This window comes from Aequorivita iocasae, from assembly GCF_016757735.1.
In the GTDB taxonomy this organism is placed as follows: domain Bacteria; phylum Bacteroidota; class Bacteroidia; order Flavobacteriales; family Flavobacteriaceae; genus Aequorivita; species Aequorivita iocasae.
Genome location: NZ_CP068439.1, coordinates 2,236,002 through 2,255,659 on the forward strand (window position 1 = coordinate 2,236,002; position 19,658 = coordinate 2,255,659).

The following is a 19,658-nucleotide window of genomic DNA, read 5'->3' on the forward strand; positions in this document are numbered from 1 at the left end:
TCCTACTGAAACTATCCTTTTCTGGCTTCTTGTTCCTTTTTGCGCTCCGCTCTTCGTTTTTCGCGTTCTTTTTTTCGAAGTTCACGTTTTTGTTCCCGGGTTAAATTTTCCTGAAAGGCATCCTTAAATTCAATATCATTATCTGTTTCACTGGTAAATGCTTTTATCCAAGCATTTTCAAAAATATTAAAGACTGTGGGCCATACCCCTGCTTCCACATTATTTAGATCTCCCTCAAAGGGAACTTTGGTGGCCAAAGTATCGGTGCCTTGGTTTTTCAGTATAAACTTAAATAAACCTACAAAGCCTTCCCATAAAACACCTAAGAAACCATCCTCTTTTCCTATTAATTTTGTATCGGTCAAAAGAGGTTTAACATACCCAACAAGGTGGCCATCTGCGATGGCTATTTCACTAAAAAGTCCAAAGGTTCCTGACTCAAAATCGATACCGGCATAATGTCTGGTGAAATCATTTAGGGCGGTAACCTGGGCATCCTGCAATGAAAATGATAGATCCATATCTGGAATTTCCTTTACCAGATTCATATTGCCTTCCAGCGCTACTTTTCCATTGCCCATGGAAACGCCCGTGGCGCGAATGGGCGAGGGGAGGATGCGGTCTTTTTCAACCACATTCCTAAGGTTGTCTGCGGTAAGCTCTAATTTATCTATCTGTAAATCTATATTGGGCTCTGCGGTAAGCTGCACAAAGGCCACTTTGCCGTCGTGTACTTCAAAATGGTTGATGTCTATGGGCACAATATCTGTGAGTGCCTTGGTCCAATCATCCACATTTGCATCGCCGCTTTCCTCTTTTTGGTCTTCAAAAACGTAGATAACCTCGGGGCTGGTCATTATTATTTCGCTCACGATTTTTCCCTTAAACAGCGATTTCCACTCGATGGAAATATCGCTTTTGGGAAAATTCAAAAACGGAACCTGGCTTTCTGCCGTTCCTTTGTTCAGGTACATTCCATTGATAACATAGGCGCCGCGAATAAGAGCGATATCCACATCTTCCACCTGGCCGTAATAGCCCGGGATATTTGCCAATACCTTATTGATATTGTTTTTTACCAGCGTAGGCAGGTACAGCCTAAAGGCTATGAGAAGGATTAATATGATAATAGGAACCGTATAGCGTTTCTTTTTGAAGCGGCTTCTTTTTTTGGTCTCAGACATAGGTTGCGCAAATGTTTTTAACAAATTTGATTGAAACCTCAGAAATTATCAGTTAATGAACTCATAAAAATACAAAGGGTTTTTAGGTGCATGCAGGGCAGGCACTTTAAAGTAGGAAAAATCCTGCGTAATAAAAGGGGGATTTCCCCCTTAAAAATCAGGATTTTTCCTCTTGACACATATTATTTTATTTAAAAAATTGCAACAGTATTAATTTTAAAACAAGAACGTATGAGCAACACAAATCAAAACCTACTGAACCAGGTAATTGACGCAAACGTCATGGCAACTATCATGGAAAGTCTTGCAACGGTACAGGCCGCCCTGCCCGATAGCACCCTAACGCCAGAACAATGCAGCAGCCTAAACGCCATAAGCGTGGACAACAAGGTGTTTGCCGAAGAGGTGCTAAACGAGATGGACACCAACCCCCTTGCCGCCGTAAATGCCACTTACAACAGAGACTATCTGGCCAACGACCTGCAACTTTTTGAACAGGGAGAAACCATTGAAACCCGGTTGATGGATCTTCTACAACGGGTTCGGGACTTAAAGCGCATGGCTGGGCATGAAAGCTATGGCATGGCCACGGGAGCCTACGGCATGATTGAGGTTATGGCCCGCACGGGAGTACCGGGCGCACAGGCAAGCTATGATAGGCTTAAGGTACGCTATGCGGGGCAAGGAGGCAGAAACCCCACTCCGCCATTGCAAGAGTAAAGGTCATGAAAAGCAGGTAGCAATACCTGTTTTTTTGGAACTGTTAGCTTATTGTCTAATAAAATTATATAGGAGTCTAATTAAATAGGATAGTAGTCTAATTAAATATCATAAAAGACTAATTAAATATCATAATTGTCTAATTAAATATCATAATTGTCTAATTAAATATCATAACTGTCTAATTAAATATCATAACTGTCTAATTAAATATCATAACTGTCTAATTAAACACCATAATAGTCTAATTAAATAGCATAACAGTCTAATTAATTTCTATAATTATGAAAACAAAATTCATCCAAAAGAACACCTCTCCTCATTTGGGAAAATTGGTTAAAGACCATATTACAAAGCATAAAGTATATAAAAGCTCGCTGTCCCGTTATATGGAGCGCCAACCTTCCACCATTGAGTATTACCTTAAAAAGCCCACCCTGCAAACAGCCATACTCTGGGAGTTGAGCACCTCCCTAAAGCACAACTTTTTTATGGACCTTGCCGCCCAGCTGCCGGCAGACTTTACAACCAACGCCCCAGACCCAACCCTGCCTTTTAAGGAGCGCATTGCCGCGCTGGAGGAGGAGAATAAGATATTGACAACGAAGGTGGAAACGCTTATGGCGGTGGTGGGGAAGCGATAAATTTATATATTAGCAGATACATGCGAAATAAACTGCATGTTGATATTTACTAGTTGCCAGCAAGCTAAAAAAATGAGAACACTAAAAATAATTTCTCTAATTTCTATATTTTACGTGGCTGTAGCTTGTAATTCTAAATTATCCCACCAAGAAATTTCAGATAAAGCAAAGAAAATAACACAAGTGATTAACGAAAAGAATATTGATGTTTTTCATAATTGGCAGTTTGAGTATCGTGGAAAAGGGGAAATATGGACTAAATCAATAAATGACAGAACTAATTTTACAGCGTACTATTTTAAAGAAAAGGATAGTACTTCTTTTATGATTTTTTCTCGTGATTTAAAAGGGTCGGAATATCCTTGTCTGGTAGAAATTGACACATCCCAATATCAATCCAACTTCTGGTTTACAAAAACAGAAAACGGACAAATAGAAATTAGTTCAACAAAAAAGGATGGAACTGACACAATAATCGGGAAAAACTACTCGGAGAAAGATGTCTTCGGAGAAAATAATCCTTTTAACGAATTAAATAAATTGAGTAATTTAAAAGATGAGATTGGAGTTGTAAGTATTTATAACAATCAAAGACTTGGAGATTTTACTCAATTTTATATAACTTATGAGGATGTTTTGACATACATTCCTGATAACCTAAACTTAAATCCAAAGTATAAAGATTTTTGGTTGGGAAATTTTCAAACAGGAAAAACAATTAATAAAAATTGGAATTTAAGGCATCTCGAAAATCCAAAGCAAGGAGGATAAAGCCAGCTGGCAACAAAGGTAACCGTTGCACAACCCCTTAATTCCGTAAAAGCTGACCCCGTTTAAGCCGTTTTAAGCGGCTTTATTTTTTGTTCACGCTACAGCGTAGGCACTCTTCGGAAGTATTAAAAACGGGGCTATACATCTCTGAAGGTGCTTTTTCAGTGAAAACGTAAGCGCAAGGCAGATTGCCCCACTTTTTGACCGTTTCTGGACGAACTTTAGGTATTTTTTAAGGTTGTAGGCCATTGCCGAGAGGTGCATGCACTTGTTGGCCTGTGCCAGCCCAATGGTATTTACCTTGCCAAGCCCCATAAACTGGGTGAGCGTTCCGAAGACCGGTTCCACCGTACTCTGCCTTTTGCCCTTCATATACCTGCCCAGTGGGCTGCTTACACGGGCAATGTTACGTTCATATTCCTCTCGATATGCTGTTATGTTGATGCGTTTTTCGTGCGACTTGCCGATGCACTGGGCCTTGATGGGACAGCCCTTGCAATCGCTCCTCCTGGTGAAATAGTTATCCTTGAGCGTTCCCTTTTCCAGTTTCTGCTTGCGGAAGGTCACCTTTTTTCCCTGTGGGCACAGCCAGTAATTCCCGCCCTCTATATAGACAAAACCCTCCGGGCCACCTTTGTAGGTGCCGTGGGGCGGGATAAAGCTCTTGATGCCCTGCCTTTCAAGGAATGCATAGTTCTCGCCGCTGCTGTAGCCCGTGTCGGCCACGCAGTTTTCCCAGACCAGGCCTTGTTTCCCTAGCCGCCGTTTTAATCGCTGTACAATGTCCGGCAATTGCTGGTTGTCCTTTCCATCCGCGTGGTAGGCCCTTATATCGCTGATCACGTGGTGGGCGGTGTCCACGCACAGCTGGCTCAGGTAGTTGAGCTTCCGTGCCTTGCCGGGCTTTACGCTGATGCGGGCATCGGGATCGGTGGGGCTGTAATGGGTCTTGTTGCTGGTATATTTACTTCCCTTGTTTCCCGCTCCGGGGCGCTGATCTTGGTCTTTGTTCCAGCGTTTGTTTCGTGAGGCAATGGCATTGAGTTCCTTCCCGTTGGCGGTAATAGTACGCTGGCCTTTATCTGATCTATCGCCCTTGCTTTTGCGAAAGGGCTTTTCTTTATCCATTGCGCTTATGTGGCGAACCTTACGAAGATGTGATTCCAGCTCTTCTTCCGGAACCTTCAGCTCCAGACTGTCCATAGAGGCATTGGCCTTGACCGGGGCGCTGTCCACCGTCTGGGTATGGCCGCTGACCATCCCCACATCCACGCAGAGGGTGAAGACCTTGGTGAACACTGCTTCAAAGACATCCTCGGGAAAGAGTTGCCGCGTACGGCTGATGGTAGAGTGCCAAGGGAGTTGCTCGTCTATCCCATAGCCCAAAAAGTAGAGGATATCCAGGCGCATCCCGCAATGTTCCACAAGCTTGCGGTCGCTGGTGATGTTCTCCAAATAACCAACCAGACAAAGCTTGAAAAATACGATCGGGTCGATGCTCTTTTGGCCGCTGTCGCCATAAAAGTCCCTTGTAAGTGCATATAAATAATTCAGGTCCAAAGCCGATTGTAGCCGACGGTAAAAATTGTGCTCCGGAACGCGCTCGCTCAAACGGAAATCGTTGAAGAGCTTTTCTTGGTAGATCTTTTTTCCTTGCATACCATGAAATTACGGAAAATCCTTAACTTGTGCAACAGGCACAAAGTATATAAGCTATGGCTTGGGTCTGTCGTCACTTGGAAAATCCTACAGATTTTCCAAAACCAGTTTGCATCAAGAAATGTCTGTGCCGAGACACGCCACAGCTCATATACATAAACGTTAACGGAAAACAACAGAGTTTGCAAAAAAAATCCCGCTATAAACATAGCGGGATTTTGTATTTATAGCTATTTACTATTAATAATAAGTATATCTTCTAACTTGCGCAATATACTTAGCCAAGCGAATAACCTGATGGCTGTAGCCATATTCGTTATCATACCACACATACAGCACTACGTTTTTACCATCTTCGGTGGTGATGGTTGCGTTACTGTCATAAATAGCGGGCGCGGAAGAACCAACGATATCACTGGATACCAATTCATTGCTCAATGAGTATTTTATTTGCTCTACCAAATCGCCCTCCAAGGCGTATTTTTTCATTGTTGAATTAATGCCGTCCAAAGTAGTTGGGGTGGCCAATTCAAGATTCAGAACTACTAACGAGCCGTTGGGAACAGGCACGCGAATGGCGTTGCTGGTAAGTTTACCGGCAAGAACTGGCAACGCTTTTGCCACAGCGCTTCCGGCTCCAGTTTCGGTAATTACCATGTTTAATGCTGCGGCACGGCCACGACGGTATTTGCTGTGCATATTGTCTACCAAATTCTGGTCGTTTGTATAGGCGTGGATAGTCTCCAAATGCCCACGAACTACTCCAAAAGAATCCTCCACGGCTTTTAAAATAGGAGTGATAGCGTTTGTGGTGCAAGATGCTGCTGAAAAAATATCAACTTTATTAGGGTCATAATCGTTTTGGTTTACACCGTGTACAATATTGGGTACGCCTTTTCCGGGAGCGGTAAGCAATACTTTTGAAGCTCCTTTGGATTTTAGATGACGACTCAATTCCTTATCATCGCGGAAAGCACCCGTGTTGTCAATTACCAACGCATCTTCAATTCCGTATTGTGTGTAATCGATATCCTCTGGATTGTTTGCAGAAATGATGTGAACTGTTGTTCCATTAATAATCAAAGCACTGTTTTCAAGATCGGTACGCACTGTTCCAGGAAAGTCACCGTGTACAGAATCATACTGTAATAAGGATGCTCTTTTGTCCAAAACGGTTTGATCCATTTTTCCGCGCACTACAATAGCACGAAGGCGTAATTGATTACCCTTCCCCGTACGGGTCATAAGCTCTCGGGCCAGCAAGCGGCCAATTCTTCCAAAGCCATAAAGCACCACGTCTTTTGGAACAATGTTCTTGGTTTCCTTGGCATCCTTTAATTTATCGGAAACAAAGGAAAGGGCGTTTGAGTATTTGTCATCTTCCAAATGAAACTCATAAGTAAGCTTGCCGATGTCCAGTTTTGCCGGTGGAAGGTCTAACGTTTTGATAGCCTGTGCAATTTCAACAGAGTCAAAAATTGAGATTGGCTTTTGAACAAATTCGCCCGCATATTCGTGAAGGTTTAAAATTTCGCTCACGTTGCGGTCTATAAGTTGGTTGCGGAAAAGTACCAATTCAATGGACTTATCGTACCAAAGGTCGCTAATAATTTTTATAAATTCTACAGCTGCTTTCCGGCGATCTGTTTGAAAAGAAAGTTCTTTTTCATAAACGTCATCAAAACTCATAAGGAAGGATTTTTAAAGGGTTTAAAATTTGGTGCAAAAGTACTTATTTCCATCGGCTTGGGGAAATAAAATTATAAAATAAAAACACCGCTGAGGGTTTTGGTTTTCAGCGGTGTTTTAAGGGATTTGCAATACTGTTTTATCTGAAAATAAATGAATTTATGTTGCCGGCAGTATCCATAAAGGTCATTTTGATTGGTGAGCGATAATCACGCTGTGTCATAATTCGCTTTACATCATCAATGTCATTAACGGTCTCGTCATTAATTTTGGTAATTATGATTCCTTCTAATTTGTATTGTGCTATTTCTGGCGTAAGGGCGCGTGTAACCGTAACACCATTTTTAAGGCCCCGTTCCTTTAATTCTTCAGAAGAAGTGTTTTTCACCTCTAACCCCAGATCGTCAATGGAGAAAGTTTCCAATTTTACCAACGTTACAGGTATCTTTCTTTCCCGTCCATTGCGAAGAATGGTTACTTCCACCACGTCATTTGGTCTTTTTGAACCCAAATACCCTGAGAGATCCGCAAATTTTGAAACTTTATAACCATCCAATTGTTTTATAATATCGCCTTCTTTTATTCCAGCTTTATCTGCGCCGCTACCTTTTTCAATGCCACCTACAAAAACACCTTCAGTGTCATTGATGCCATATTTTTCAACAATTTGTGGATTGATATTTCCTACCTGTATTCCTAAAATACCACGCTGCACGTTTCCGTATTCCAAAATATCCTCAATCACTTTGCGCGCATTGTTTGAAGGAACAGCGAAGGAATACCCCACATAACTTCCCGTTTCCGAAGTAATGGCGGTATTTATGCCAATCAATTCGCCACGGGTGTTGACCAAGGCACCACCGCTGTTTCCACGGTTTACGGCAGCGTCTGTTTGAATAAAGGATTGTGGGTTGCCGTCAAACTGGTTTAAATCACGGGCTTTTGCGCTAATTATTCCAGCGGTAACCGTTGAGGTTAAGTTGAAAGGGTTCCCAACGGCAAGCACCCACTCGCCAATTTTTATATTGTTTGAATCGCCAAAAGGAATAAAGGGAAACTCTTCATCGCCATCAATTTTTACTAGGGCAATGTCGGTGTTTGGATCGGTGCCAATCAATTTTGCCGTATAGGTTTTGTTGTTGTTTAAGGTAACCTCAAGATTTGTAGCGTTGGCAATTACATGGTTGTTTGTAACAATATATCCATCGGGTGAAATGATTACACCGCTTCCGCTGCCTACACGGGCCCGGGGTTGACCGCCACCTTGAAAGTATTCAAAAATATTGGTGGGTTGTGTGCTAACACTCATGTTTTTAACATGCACTACTGCATGTACTGTTTTTTCCGCAGCATCGGTAAAATCAGTATTCATTTCGGCAGCTGCAGCAGAAAGGTTAGTGGGAATAAAATTTGTACTTTGCTCGGGCTGGAAAGAAATGTGGTTTTTTGTCTCAAAAAGTTTGTAACCCCCAAGTGTAATGGCTCCGGCAAATAATGCTACTAGAAATAAACGGATCGTTTGCTTCATTTTTTAAAAATTTTAATTAATAATGCTTTAAAAAAATTCAAAAACTCTTTTTTCAAGTTTTCCATTTTTCTCTGTTTTAAGAGTTTCCGATCCTGGAAAGAACAAAGGAAGAAACCCTTTTTTTGAAGAGATAATTTTAATTACTTCAACAAATTTAACAAGTATAGCTTGAAAATAGTATGCCAAAAACACTGTTTTAACTTGCATTTAACGTCAAAACGGCAATGGTACTCGCAATGGCTTTTTATATCTTTGCGCAGTTATGGAATTTACCTTTTACAAATATCAAGGCACGGGAAACGACTTTGTGATCATCGATAATCGCGAAGAATTTTTTCCCAAAAAAAACACAGGCCTTGTGGCAAAAATCTGTGACCGTCGTTTTGGAGTGGGAGCTGATGGGCTGCTATTGCTGGAAAAGCATCCTTCGGCAGATTTTAAAATGGTTTACTATAACAGTGATGGAAATCTTAGTTCCATGTGCGGGAATGGCGGAAGGTGCATTTCGCATTTTGCAAAGTACTTGGGAATTATTTCAGAAGAAGTAACTTTTGAAGCTGTTGATGGAATGCATGAGGCAACGGTGAAAAATGATTGGGTTTCTTTAAAAATGAATAACGTTGAAAATGTAAATATTTCTGAAGAATATATTTTTTTGAACACTGGATCACCGCATCATGTGGAAATGGTCTCTAATTTACAGGATTTTGATGTGTTTACTTGCGGCAGAAACATTCGGAATAAAATCTACGGAAATGAAGGTGCAAATGTGAATTTTGTGGAACAAGATGATGCTGCCATTTTTTCAGTCCGAACATATGAACGCGGGGTGGAAAATGAAACTCTTTCCTGTGGCACAGGCGTAACTGCCGTTGCAATCGCAATGTTTGAAACCGGCAGAACTACTGAAAATAAAGTACTGCTGAAAACCCCGGGCGGCCAGTTACAGGTTCGTTTTGATAAAATTGGCAATGGCTATAAAAATGTGTATTTGGAAGGGCCGGCAACGCAAGTTTTTAAAGGAATCTGGAAATGATTACATTAAAAGGAGAACATATTTTTTTACGTGCCTTGGAACCTTCCGATTTGGATTTTCTATATAATCTGGAGAATGATGAAACCCTTTGGGAAGTAAGCAATACCACCACACCCTATTCCAAATATATTTTGAAACAATACCTTGAAAACAGCCATCGCGATATTTATGATGTAAAGCAATTACGATTAGTGATTTGCAAAAATGACGACGAAGCGGCTGTGGGCTTTATAGATCTTTTCGAGTTTGACCCCAAAAACAAAAGGGTAGGGGTTGGGATCGTTATTTTTTCTGAAAAAGAAAAAAGAAAAGGGCATGCTTCGGAAGCATTAAAACTAACCTGCGATTATGCTTTTAAACATTTGAACGTACACCAAATATTTGCTGGAATAACAACCGAAAACGAAGGAAGCATCAAACTTTTTGAAAAAGCTGGTTTTGAAAAAAGCGGCATTAAAAAAGACTGGGTTTTTTCTGAAGGAAAATACAAATCTGAATACTTTTATCAATTAATTCCAAATTCCAAATTCCAAATTCCAAATTCCAAATCCCAAATCCCTAATTCCTAAATTAAAATGTACATAAAAAAAATATTGATAATCATTGTTTTGCTCGGTGCCGTTGGGATGGGCGCATTTGCTTGGTATGTTTACAACACTGCCTTTTCTGGAAATACAGCTTTCAACAATAAAGAAGCTCACGTTTATATTTCTACCAATGCCACGATAGATGATGTGGCTGAAGAACTGGAGCCGCTTTTGAGGGATACTGAATCTTTTATAACCATAGCAAATCAGAAAAAATACAGCTCAAATATCAAACCAGGGCATTTCATTCTAAAAAAGGGAATGACCAATAATGATATTGTAAATACTTTGCGAAGTAAAAATATTCCGATTAATGTTAAATTCAATAATCAAGAGCGTTTACAGGATTTGGCTGGTCATATTTCAAATCAAATTGAAGCAGATAGCCTTTCGTTATTGGCGGCAATGCGCGATCCAGAATTTTTGAAAGAAGTAGGTTTAAATGAGGAAACAGCGCTTTCATTGTATATTCCGAATACCTATGAGTTTTATTGGAACAGTTCCGCGGAAACCTTTCGCGACCGAATGAAATCTGAATACGAACGATTCTGGAACGAGTCCAGAATGCAAAAGGCCAAAAAATTAAATCTTTCCCCCGAACAAGTAATGGCCTTGGCTTCCATTATTCAGAAGGAAACCGCAAAAGTAGATGAACGACCAAGGGTAGCGGGAGTGTATTTGAATAGATTGAAAGTGGGAATGTTGCTTCAAGCAGATCCAACGGTTATTTACGCAATAAAGCGCACCACCGATGATTACAATCAAATTATTAAAAGGGTACTTTATAAAGATTTGGAAATTGATTCTCCATATAATACATACAAATACGCTGGAATTCCGCCGGGCCCAATAACAATGCCCGATATATCTTCAATAGATGCTGTATTAAACCCAGAAAAACACGAATATTATTACTTTGTTGCAGATGTGAATAATTTTGGATATCACAAATTCGCAAAAAGTTTAGCCCAACACAATGTAAATAAAGCTGAATACGTGCGTTGGGTTAACAGCCAAGGTTTGAACAGATAAAATTCAGCCGTAGCTAAAGTTTATCTGCTATAATTCTTTTTTCGCGATTGGCTATCTCCCAGGCGGTATAAAAAATTAGCCGGGCGCGTTTCTCCATTAAATCATATTCTATTTTATCTGGAGTGTCGGTAATTTTATGGTAATCTTCGTGCACTCCATTAAAATAAAAAATAATAGGAACATTGTTCTTCGCAAAATTATAGTGATCGCTTCGGTAATAGAAACGGTTGGGATCGTTGGGGTCATCATATTTATAATCTAGCTCTAGTTGGGTATATTTTTCATTTACTTCAGAAGAGACATCCTGCAGCTCCTGGCTCAGTTTATTGCTTCCTATGAGATAAATATAGTTTGGGCTATCTTTTTTTTCTGGATCAATTCTTCCAATCATATCTATATTCAAGTTACAAACTGTATTTTCCAAAGGAAACAGAGGGTTTTCAGTATAATATCTGGAACCATACAGACCAATTTCCTCTCCCGTTACGTGAAGAAAAAGGATGGAGCGTTTGGGTCCATTGCCATCTTTAACAGCTTTTTGAAAGGCCTGGGCTATTTCCAAAATTGCAACCGTTCCGCTTCCATCATCATCTGCACCGTTGAAAACATTGCCTTTGCTATCCATCCCAACGTGATCTAAATGGGCAGAGATTACAATAATTTCGTCGGGTTTTTCTGAACCTTTAATAAAAGCTACTACGTTTTCGGAAGATTTTGGATCTTTTCTTCCTTCAAAATAACTTTGGGGAATATTTTGATAATAATTGTTCTTTTCAATGGGAGATTCTATTCCTTCATCCATATAGAAATTACGGATGTATTCGGCAGCTAATTTTTGCCCCTTGGTTCCCGTCATACGTCCTTCCATGGCATCACCTGCATAAACATATAAATGCTTTTGAAGGTCTTCGGCGGTTATGGTTTTGGCATACGCTACATTGTCTTTTTTCTGAGCAGTTGCATTTTGGGCAGAATTGCACGAGAATACGATGGATGAAAAAATCGCGAAAAATAATACTTTCATAAAAATTGAGCTATTGTTATTCAAAAGAAACAAGTTCATAATCCTGCTCAGACAAGCCGCCATCACCCGTTTTCTTATAATTGAACGTATAAGTTTTTGTAACCTCATTACCTTCCCGATCTTGTGATTTAACGGTTATTTTAACCAAATAACTTACCCCAAAAGATCCTTCTCCGGTCTCAGTTTCTATTACTTCAATATTTTCATCGGTAAATTTTGTGCCTTCAGGGAGCTGAAGCTTTTCAATTATATCTTTTTTTGCCAAGTCGCGAACTACTTGTTCTTGGTTTTTTTCGGTGCTGCAAGCTACCAAAACGATTGATAATAGAATAAAAGCCATTTTTTTCATCTGGAGTATCTATTTTAGGTTATTGGGTAAAGATAAAATAAGTTAAAAGTCTTAATGCAAAATTTATGTGAAAAATGTAAGATTGAATATTTCATGATAAAATTTAGAAAATACAATACCTATCTTTGCCGAAAATGGACATACTATGAAAGTTGAACAGATTTATACAGGCTGCCTATCGCAAGGCGCATATTATATTGAAAGTAATGGTGAAGCCGCTATTATAGATCCTCTGCGCGAAACAAAGCCATATTTGGATCGTGCCAAAAACGACGGAGCCAGAATTAAATATATTTTTGAGACACACTTCCATGCAGATTTTGTGAGCGGCCATATTTCGCTTGCACAACAAACGGACGCTTCCATTGTTTATGGACCCAATGCCGATCCGTCTTTTGAAACAATCTTGGCAAAAGATGGTGAAACTTTCCACGTGGGGAATGTAACCATTACAGCTTTACACACTCCCGGCCATACCATGGAAAGCACCACCTACTTACTTAAGGATGAAAGCGGAAAGGATTATGCGATTTTTAGTGGCGACACCCTTTTTTTAGGAGATGTGGGCCGTCCAGATCTAGCGCAGAAAGCAAATGAAGTTACTCAAGAAGATCTTGCGGGTATTCTTTACGATAGTCTCCGCAATAAAATAATGCCCCTGGCGGATGATGTAATAGTTTACCCTGCCCACGGCGCAGGTTCCGCTTGCGGAAAAAATATGATGAAAGAAACTGTGGATACGCTTGGTAACCAAAAGAAAATGAATTATGCCCTTCGGGCCGATATGACCCGGGAAGAATTTATAGAGGAAGTAACTGAGGGGTTGGCGCCACCTCCCATTTATTTTCCCATGAATGTTAAAATGAACAGGGAGGGGTACACCGCTTTTGACGAAGTAATAGCTCAGGGAACCACGCCCTTGAGTGCTTCTACATTTGAAGCAGTTGCGAATGAAACCGGCGCGGTGGTACTGGATGTTCGTAACCAAAAAGATTTTATAGAGGGGCATATTCCAAGATCAATATTTATAGGATTGGATGGTGGTTTTGCTCCGTGGGTAGGTGCTCTATTGGCAGATGTGGAACAAAAAATTTTATTGGTAGTTCCTTCAGGAAGGGAAGAAGAAGCCATTACCAGGCTTTCACGTGTAGGTTTTGATAGAGCTCTGGGCTATTTGCAAGGCGGAATAGAAGCTTGGAAAGCTGCCGGAAAAGAAATAGATACTTTAGAATCTGTTGATGCGGAGACTTTGAAGAAAGAGCTAGAAAACAATGCCCCAGTTTTTGATGTTCGAAATGACGGCGAATATTCCACGGCACATCTTCCAACCGCCAAACATACCCCTCTCACATTTTTAAATGAATATTTAAAGGAGTTTCCTGTGAAAGATAAATTCTATTTGCATTGTGCCGGCGGATATCGTTCTGTGATCGCGGCTTCAATTTTAAAAAATAGAGGCATTCATAATGTTGTGGATGTTGCGGGTGGTTTTGCAGCAATAAAAAATGCAGACATCCGTATAGTTTAAGTTTTTAATAATATTTAATTGAAAAGTCCCAATCGTAGTTTTGGGGCTTTTTTGTTTTTATAATACATTGTATTTCAATGAATAAAGATTTTTTGTTAAACTTTTATAAAAAAAGATTAAACAAAATAATTAATTCTTAGTTTTACTCCGAACTAAAAACTCTATGTATTATGAAAAAATTATTACCAATCTTTGCAATTGCATTATTTTCAATTGCTTCAATTGCACAAACAGCTCGTGTACAAGTGATACACAACTCAGCCGATGCGGCTGCAGCAGAAGTGGATGTTTATATAAACACTGATTTAGCGTTAGATGATTTTGCTTTTAGAACAGCAACACCTTTTCTTGATCTTCCAGCAGGTGTAGAAATTAATATTGGCATCGCACCCGGAAATAGTACCGATGTAGGCGATGTGTTATTAACAGTGCCCGTAACACTTACGGCCGATGAAAAATACATTGTCGTGGCAGACGGAATTGTTAGTCCAACAGGTTACAACCCTGCACCTCCATTGACTTTGCAGGTTTATCCAATGGCCCGTGAAATGGCTTCAAACCCAGCAAATGTGGATATATTGGTACATCACGGTTCTACAGATGCTCCAACTGTGGATGTGGTTGAGACTGGCGTAGGCGCAGGGACCATTGTGGATGATATAAGTTATACTGAATTTCAAGGATACCTTGAATTGCCTACCGCAGATTATGTGGTTGAAATAAGAGATGCAAGTGGCACGGTGGGGGTAGCTGCTTACCAAGCTCCTTTAGCAACTTTGGGTCTTGATGGCGCAGCATTGACCGTATTGGCATCTGGATTTTTGGATCCTTCACAAAATTCAAACGGTCCGCAGTTCGGTTTGTTTGTGGCAAGCCCCCTTGGTGGTGACCTTTTGGAGCTTCCATCTGCACCCTTAGGAGTAAATGAGTTTAGTGATGCATCTTTCTCAATCTATCCAAACCCTGTAAACGATAGACTGTATATTAGTGCAAATAATATAGATTTAAGCCAATATTCCGTAGCTATAACAGATATGCTTGGGAGGATACTTACAAATGATGTATTAAACATTGATAACACTGTGAAAGTGGATAACTTAAGTGAAGGAATTTATAACCTTACGATTTTAGACGGAAATAGAATAGTGATTAGTAAGAAGTTTGTTAAAAATTAAACAAACATTAGTTAAATTGAAAAAGTCCTGGAAATTTATATTCCAGGACTTTTTTTTTAAACTTGAAAAAAGGAATTAATCGTCTGCAAGATCTTCAAGCGTTTTAACACGATTTAATGTTGTATGAATTTCGGATGCTTGCTTTTGTAACAGATTTGAAATTTTCGGTGGAAAATTATAATTTTTCAGCTTATCCTCATATTCTTCCCAACTTGCTTTTTCACCTCTTATGCATTCTTCCAAAACCGCTTCGTCATCATTTCCTGATACGGCGCTTTTAATGTCAATCCATGTGCGATGAAGATCGCCGGTAAAACTTCCGCTATCTTTTGGTTTTTCGTTGAGATTTATAATCTCCTGCGATAGCTCATTGGTAAAGCGCCCTCTTTGCGCAGCTTGTTGTTGAAGAAAAGTTTTCAATCTTGAATTTTCTGCATCTTTCATTGCCTTTGTAAATCCTTTTTCGGCATCATAATTTTTCTCCAAGAGTTCTTGTAGATTGTCTACAAGCTTTTCGTGGTTGTGTTCTTTTGCTTTTTCATGAGTTGTTTTCATATCTTTTCTTTTTTTAAAATTCAAATTAAAGATACTTTTCATAAGGGCGAGAGCATCTTATCATTATCACAATTGAGAACTTTTTAACGATTGCCGGAGATATTATAAATAAATATTAAAGAGAAAGCATTCCTGATGCAGATTGCTTAAATTTCAATAAAAAAATATGGAAGTACGCTCCAACGAGCCTTTTTGGCTTATCAAAAATTCCTTACCCCAAAGCTATCCTTCATTGAGACAATCAATTTCTTCGGAAGTTCTAATCATCGGCGCAGGAATTACGGGAGCTTTGATTGCCCATAAACTTATGAAGGAGGGTAAAAAAGTGATTATGGTGGACCGTCGCGATGTTTGTAACGGTAGTACGGCTGCAAGTACCTCCATGCTTCAATATGAAATAGACGTTCCTTTGCACACATTGATTAAAAAAGTAGGTCTTACCTGTGCCGTCTCCAGTTATCAAAATTGTGAAAAAGCAATTAGCGATTTAAAGGAGATTGTGAAAGAAATTTGTTCCGATTGTGGTTTTCAGCAAAAATACAGTTTGTATTTTGCCTCTTCAAAAAAAGATGTCTCTTTTCTGAAAGATGAATTTAAAGCAAGGCAACAGCATGGTTTTAAGGTGAAATGGTTAACAAAAGAGGAACTAGATACGCTGGGCCTTAAAGCCTATGCAGCTATTGAATCAAAATCGGGTGCAGTAATGGACGTTTATACACTGGCAAATGACCTATTAAAATTTAACCTTAAAAATGGGCTACAGATATACGATCGAACAGAAATAGACAGCATAAAGTCCCAAAATGAAAAATTAATTGCCAAAACAAAAAACGGTTTTAGCATCGAAGCGGAAGATGTGGTGCACTGCACAGGCTATGAAAGTACCGAAACGGTTAAGGAAAATATAGTTGCCTTAAAGAGTACCTTCGCCTTGGCTTCTGAAGCTTTTGAAAAAATTCCAAAACCATTTGCTAAAAGAATTTATTGGAATACTGATTCACCCTATCTTTATTTTAGAAGCACAGATGATGGCCGTATTGTAATGGGCGGCGGCGATCGGGATTTTAAAAATGCCACCCGTCGTGACGCCATGCTCTCGCGAAAGGAAAAGGAGCTTACTAAACGTTTTCAAAAATGCTTTCCGGACGTTCCTTTCGTGGCAGATTATTCTTGGGCGGGCACCTTTGGGGAAACAAAAGACGGATTACCATATTTTGGCAAACCGGATCCAGATAAAAACGAGCATTATATTTTGGGTTTTGGCGGAAATGGCATTACCTTCAGCGTTATGGGGATGGAAGCGATTGTCCATTCCATCAATAAAACACCGCACCCCTTTTTGGAATATTATAAATTTAACAGATAAATGAATTAATAACTAAATCGACTGAAATGATAAAATGGTTTGAAGCATCTACCACATCTATTGTTGCAATTATTCTTACGGCCATAGGAATTTATGCTGCCACAATCATATTTACAAGATTGGCAGGCAAACGCAGCTTTTCAAAAATGAGCAGTTTTGATTTTGCTATGACGGTGGCCATTGGCTCTATAATTGCCACTACGGTTTTATCAAAATCGGTCAGTTTGGTTCAGGGAGTGGTCGGTTTGGCGGCAGTGTACATACTCCAAATTTCAGTGGCAATGGTTAGACGGTTTAAAATTGTACAAACATTAATTGACAACGAACCCCTGCTGTTAATGGATGGGCAGCACATACTTTACGAAAACTTAAAAAAGGCAAGAGTCACTGAAACCGATTTACGCTCCAAACTTCGCGAAGCAAATGTTTTGGAGCTCTCACAGGTGCGTGCCGTAATATTTGAATCTACTGGAGATATTGCAGTGCTTCACAGTAAGGATGAAGATGTAAAATTGGAAGAATGGCTGCTTGAAGGTGTGGAGCGTTAGGTGTTAATTCTGTTTTAATTTTTTGATTGGCAGCGATAGATTCTGTACCTTATCATTTCATCATAAAAATAAAAGTTATGGAAAAGAAAGAAAAAAACCTTGAACAGGAAAAACAGAGCAAAAAAGAACAAGCAATCAATAAGAGTGCTACACACGGGAAAGATATAAATTACCAAGAGAAGGAAAGAAAAGAAAAGCACCAACCACGGGATACAGCTTGAAAAAAAAATTAAAAAGCGCGATAAAATAATTTTCTATGGCGCTTTTTCATTTTGATCCAATTTTACTATGCAAAACCCAATTTTGCTTTACGATTTTTCTTTTGTGGGAATTGAATAGAATAATTTATTGAATCAATTTTGAACATAGGAGCCACAGCCTTTAAAGTTTTGAAAATCTGATCCGTTATTCAATTTTATGGAAACTTTTACTTGGTGGGTCATTTCTTTTCCGTTCATGTCCCCAATACACTTTTCTTCTATAAGCATCACTTTTATAGTCCCCTTATCTGGATTTGAAGTGAAGGTAGTGGTTTTGCCTGTAATTTCAGGGGTTGCTATAGACGCAGAAAAAGATTTTAAGCTCTCAACGGCCGATTCAAAATGAATTTTATCTGCATCCAAAGTTACACTCCAAAAAGGCTCCCCACCACTTCCTTTAAAAACACGTGTTAACTCACGGTTTTCGGGAATTGTATCCAGCCTATTTTCATTGTATTCCATGGTAGCTTTCGTATCGGTCGGGATGATGGGTTCCTCATCTTCCTTTGTCGAATTTTTACAGGAAAAAAAAGCTAAACCTAAGAGTGTAAGCACAATTAAGACTTTAATTTTCATAATGGTGTTTTTATAAATTTACATAAAGCTAAAAAAATCAAGTGGCTTAAAAAACCACTTATGGTTATTTTAACACTGAAGAAAGATTCTATGAAATCTTTTTTAAAATTTTCCGCGCCCTGGCTTGGTACCCAGCACTTTTGTGTGGGGCATTTGTAATGAGAATATCTCGCAATTCTGGATAAATCCATATTTTGTCGTTATCCCATCCCAAATAATAAAGACATTGCATTGCAGGAGCTTGGCAAGCTACTTTTTGATCTGTAATGAGCCAATCAAAACAGCACTCTGTTATAATTTTTCGTTCATTTTTGTTTAATACTTCATAAAATACCCCGCAGCTTTTCATAAAATGATAATGGCAAAGCATTTCACAAATTTTTGCACAAGAGCGCAAGGCGGAATCATTTTTAATGGTCGGGAGTTTTTCAAAAAACAAATGCATGTATTTAAAGAAATTTTTTGCCTTGTATTCACAAATAATTTCCAGCACCCAAGCGGATTGAACCAAAAGTTCACTATCCTCAGCAAAACACCATTGCAGTGTTTCGCGAACATAATGGGTTTTTTTTGTTACCCACATAGCAATTTCCACGCGCTTGGTTTTACTGCTATCAACCTCCATCAATTTTTGCTTTAAATCTTCAGGCAACATAATTTTTAATTTAGAAGTTCAACTACTTTTGGAACACCTATAGATGCTTTTTCAGCAAAAACCATAATTTTTTTACTTTCTGAAATGGATGGTTTTGGATCCACAAAATAGATCTGAGCATCTGGTTTGGCATATTGAATCAAACCAGCTGCAGGATAAACTTGCATGGAGGTTCCCACAATTATAATGGCATCTGCTTTTTCAACAACTTCTGCAGCAACTTCAATCATCGGCACCATTTCACCAAACCAAACAATGTGTGGTCGAAGTTGGTGGTTGTTTTCGCATACATCGCCCCAATTCAGATCTTCTTTCCATTCCATCACTAAGCCTTCATCAAAGGTGCTTCTAGCTTTCAACAATTCGCCGTGAAGGTGAATCACATTTGTGCTGCCGGCGCGTTCGTGCAGATCGTCTACGTTTTGTGTAATGATTGCCACATCATGTGCTTTTTCAAGCGCTGCTAATGCCCTGTGCGCAGGGTTTGGTTGAACGGTCAATAATTGTCTGCGGCGTTGGTTGTAAAAATCCAGAACAACTTCCGGATTTCTTTTAAAACCTTCGGGAGATGCAACCTCCATTACATCGTGCCCTTCCCAAAGTCCTCCACTGTCGCGAAACGTTTTTATACCACTTTCCGCGCTCACACCTGCGCCAGTCAATACTGCTATTTTCATAATTAATTATTGAATTACTAAGTTATTTAAAAATTGCGGTTTTAAGAAAGAAACTATTAACCCAATAACTTTTATATTAGCGAAATCGAAATTCG

At 39.4% G+C, this 19,658-nt stretch carries 20 protein-coding genes and 1 pseudogene; 11 read left to right on the forward strand and 10 right to left on the reverse strand.

Annotated features, from left to right (window positions below):
- Positions 1-11: 11 nt before the first annotated feature.
- A complete protein-coding gene (locus JK629_RS10270; protein ID WP_202335533.1) occupies positions 12-1,184 on the reverse strand; it encodes a DUF748 domain-containing protein in 1,173 nt (390 codons plus the stop codon).
- A 231-nt stretch (positions 1,185-1,415) separates the two neighbouring features.
- Here JK629_RS10270 and JK629_RS10275 point away from each other — a divergent pair, with 231 nt between their 5' ends.
- The 3 genes from JK629_RS10275 (at position 1,416) to JK629_RS10285 (ending at position 3,319) form a co-directional block, all read left to right on the forward strand.
- Positions 1,416-1,904: a hypothetical protein gene (locus JK629_RS10275; RefSeq protein ID WP_202335534.1), complete on the forward strand. Its 489-nt coding sequence runs from the start codon at positions 1,416-1,418 to the stop codon at positions 1,902-1,904.
- Positions 1,905-2,188: 284 nt separating this feature from the next.
- Complete coding sequence (locus JK629_RS10280; RefSeq protein WP_202335535.1) at positions 2,189-2,548, forward strand: hypothetical protein; 360 nt, start codon at positions 2,189-2,191, stop codon at positions 2,546-2,548.
- A gap of 72 nt (positions 2,549-2,620) precedes the next feature.
- Positions 2,621-3,319, forward strand: coding sequence for a hypothetical protein (locus tag JK629_RS10285; RefSeq protein WP_202335536.1), 699 nt, complete (start codon positions 2,621-2,623; stop codon positions 3,317-3,319).
- A gap of 93 nt (positions 3,320-3,412) precedes the next feature.
- Here the strand turns inward: JK629_RS10285 and JK629_RS10290 are convergent, their stop codons facing one another.
- The 3 genes from JK629_RS10290 to JK629_RS10300 form a co-directional block, all read right to left on the reverse strand.
- Positions 3,413-4,978, reverse strand: coding sequence for an IS1182 family transposase (locus tag JK629_RS10290; protein WP_225625999.1), 1,566 nt, complete (start codon positions 4,976-4,978; stop codon positions 3,413-3,415).
- A 240-nt stretch (positions 4,979-5,218) separates the two neighbouring features.
- Positions 5,219-6,667, reverse strand: a complete 1,449-nt coding sequence (locus JK629_RS10295) for a glyceraldehyde-3-phosphate dehydrogenase (RefSeq protein ID WP_202335537.1) — start codon at positions 6,665-6,667, stop codon at positions 5,219-5,221.
- 139 nt (positions 6,668-6,806) lie between these two features.
- The gene (locus JK629_RS10300; RefSeq protein WP_202335538.1) at positions 6,807-8,195 is read right to left on the reverse strand and encodes a trypsin-like peptidase domain-containing protein; all 1,389 of its coding nucleotides are present in this window, start codon (positions 8,193-8,195) and stop codon (positions 6,807-6,809) included.
- Positions 8,196-8,457: 262 nt separating this feature from the next.
- Here JK629_RS10300 and dapF point away from each other — a divergent pair, with 262 nt between their 5' ends.
- Genes dapF through mltG form a run of 3 tightly spaced genes read left to right on the forward strand, consistent with a single transcriptional unit; the run spans position 8,458 to position 10,850 of the window.
- Positions 8,458-9,231, forward strand: a complete 774-nt coding sequence (gene dapF, locus JK629_RS10305) for a diaminopimelate epimerase (RefSeq protein ID WP_202335539.1) — start codon at positions 8,458-8,460, stop codon at positions 9,229-9,231.
- On the forward strand, positions 9,228-9,800 hold the full coding sequence (locus JK629_RS10310) for a GNAT family N-acetyltransferase (protein ID WP_202335540.1): 573 nt from the start codon (positions 9,228-9,230) through the stop codon (positions 9,798-9,800). The genes dapF and JK629_RS10310 overlap by 4 nt, the downstream gene beginning before the upstream one ends.
- 6 nt (positions 9,801-9,806) lie before the next feature.
- On the forward strand, positions 9,807-10,850 hold the full coding sequence (mltG, locus tag JK629_RS10315) for an endolytic transglycosylase MltG (RefSeq protein WP_202335541.1): 1,044 nt from the start codon (positions 9,807-9,809) through the stop codon (positions 10,848-10,850).
- Between the two features lie 13 nt (positions 10,851-10,863).
- Here the strand turns inward: mltG and JK629_RS10320 are convergent, their stop codons facing one another.
- Together JK629_RS10320 and JK629_RS10325 are read right to left on the reverse strand one after the other, a co-directional pair.
- The gene (locus JK629_RS10320) at positions 10,864-11,874 is read right to left on the reverse strand and encodes a M28 family metallopeptidase (RefSeq protein ID WP_202335542.1); all 1,011 of its coding nucleotides are present in this window, start codon (positions 11,872-11,874) and stop codon (positions 10,864-10,866) included.
- A gap of 16 nt (positions 11,875-11,890) precedes the next feature.
- Positions 11,891-12,214, reverse strand: coding sequence for a hypothetical protein (locus JK629_RS10325; protein ID WP_202335543.1), 324 nt, complete (start codon positions 12,212-12,214; stop codon positions 11,891-11,893).
- A 154-nt stretch (positions 12,215-12,368) separates the two neighbouring features.
- Between JK629_RS10325 and JK629_RS10330 the strand changes: the two genes are divergently transcribed.
- Both JK629_RS10330 and JK629_RS10335 read left to right on the forward strand, forming a co-directional pair.
- Positions 12,369-13,751 (forward strand): MBL fold metallo-hydrolase, encoded by a 1,383-nt coding sequence (locus JK629_RS10330; protein WP_202335544.1) that lies wholly within the window; start codon positions 12,369-12,371, stop codon positions 13,749-13,751.
- Between the two features lie 170 nt (positions 13,752-13,921).
- Positions 13,922-14,926, forward strand: a complete 1,005-nt coding sequence (locus JK629_RS10335) for a T9SS type A sorting domain-containing protein (protein ID WP_202335545.1) — start codon at positions 13,922-13,924, stop codon at positions 14,924-14,926.
- 75 nt (positions 14,927-15,001) lie between these two features.
- Here the strand turns inward: JK629_RS10335 and JK629_RS10340 are convergent, their stop codons facing one another.
- Positions 15,002-15,481 (reverse strand): ferritin-like domain-containing protein, encoded by a 480-nt coding sequence (locus tag JK629_RS10340; RefSeq protein WP_202335546.1) that lies wholly within the window; start codon positions 15,479-15,481, stop codon positions 15,002-15,004.
- Positions 15,482-15,647: 166 nt separating this feature from the next.
- Here JK629_RS10340 and JK629_RS10345 point away from each other — a divergent pair.
- From JK629_RS10345 to JK629_RS10355, 3 genes and pseudogenes are all read left to right on the forward strand, one after another.
- Positions 15,648-16,715: pseudogene (locus JK629_RS10345) on the forward strand (NAD(P)/FAD-dependent oxidoreductase); the annotation flags it as partial.
- A gap of 158 nt (positions 16,716-16,873) precedes the next feature.
- Positions 16,874-17,395, forward strand: coding sequence for a DUF421 domain-containing protein (locus JK629_RS10350; protein WP_202335548.1), 522 nt, complete (start codon positions 16,874-16,876; stop codon positions 17,393-17,395).
- 77 nt (positions 17,396-17,472) lie between these two features.
- Positions 17,473-17,616: a hypothetical protein gene (locus tag JK629_RS10355; protein ID WP_202335549.1), complete on the forward strand. Its 144-nt coding sequence runs from the start codon at positions 17,473-17,475 to the stop codon at positions 17,614-17,616.
- Positions 17,617-17,748: 132 nt separating this feature from the next.
- Here the strand turns inward: JK629_RS10355 and JK629_RS10360 are convergent, their stop codons facing one another.
- From JK629_RS10360 to JK629_RS10370, 3 genes are all read right to left on the reverse strand, one after another.
- Entirely contained in the window at positions 17,749-18,231 is a 483-nt protein-coding gene (locus JK629_RS10360; protein WP_202335550.1) for a hypothetical protein, read from the reverse strand.
- Positions 18,232-18,319: 88 nt separating this feature from the next.
- Positions 18,320-18,886, reverse strand: coding sequence for an adenylosuccinate lyase (locus JK629_RS10365; protein WP_202335551.1), 567 nt, complete (start codon positions 18,884-18,886; stop codon positions 18,320-18,322).
- A 5-nt stretch (positions 18,887-18,891) separates the two neighbouring features.
- A complete protein-coding gene (locus JK629_RS10370; protein ID WP_202338044.1) occupies positions 18,892-19,566 on the reverse strand; it encodes an SIR2 family NAD-dependent protein deacylase in 675 nt (224 codons plus the stop codon).
- Positions 19,567-19,658: the final 92 nt, after the last annotated feature.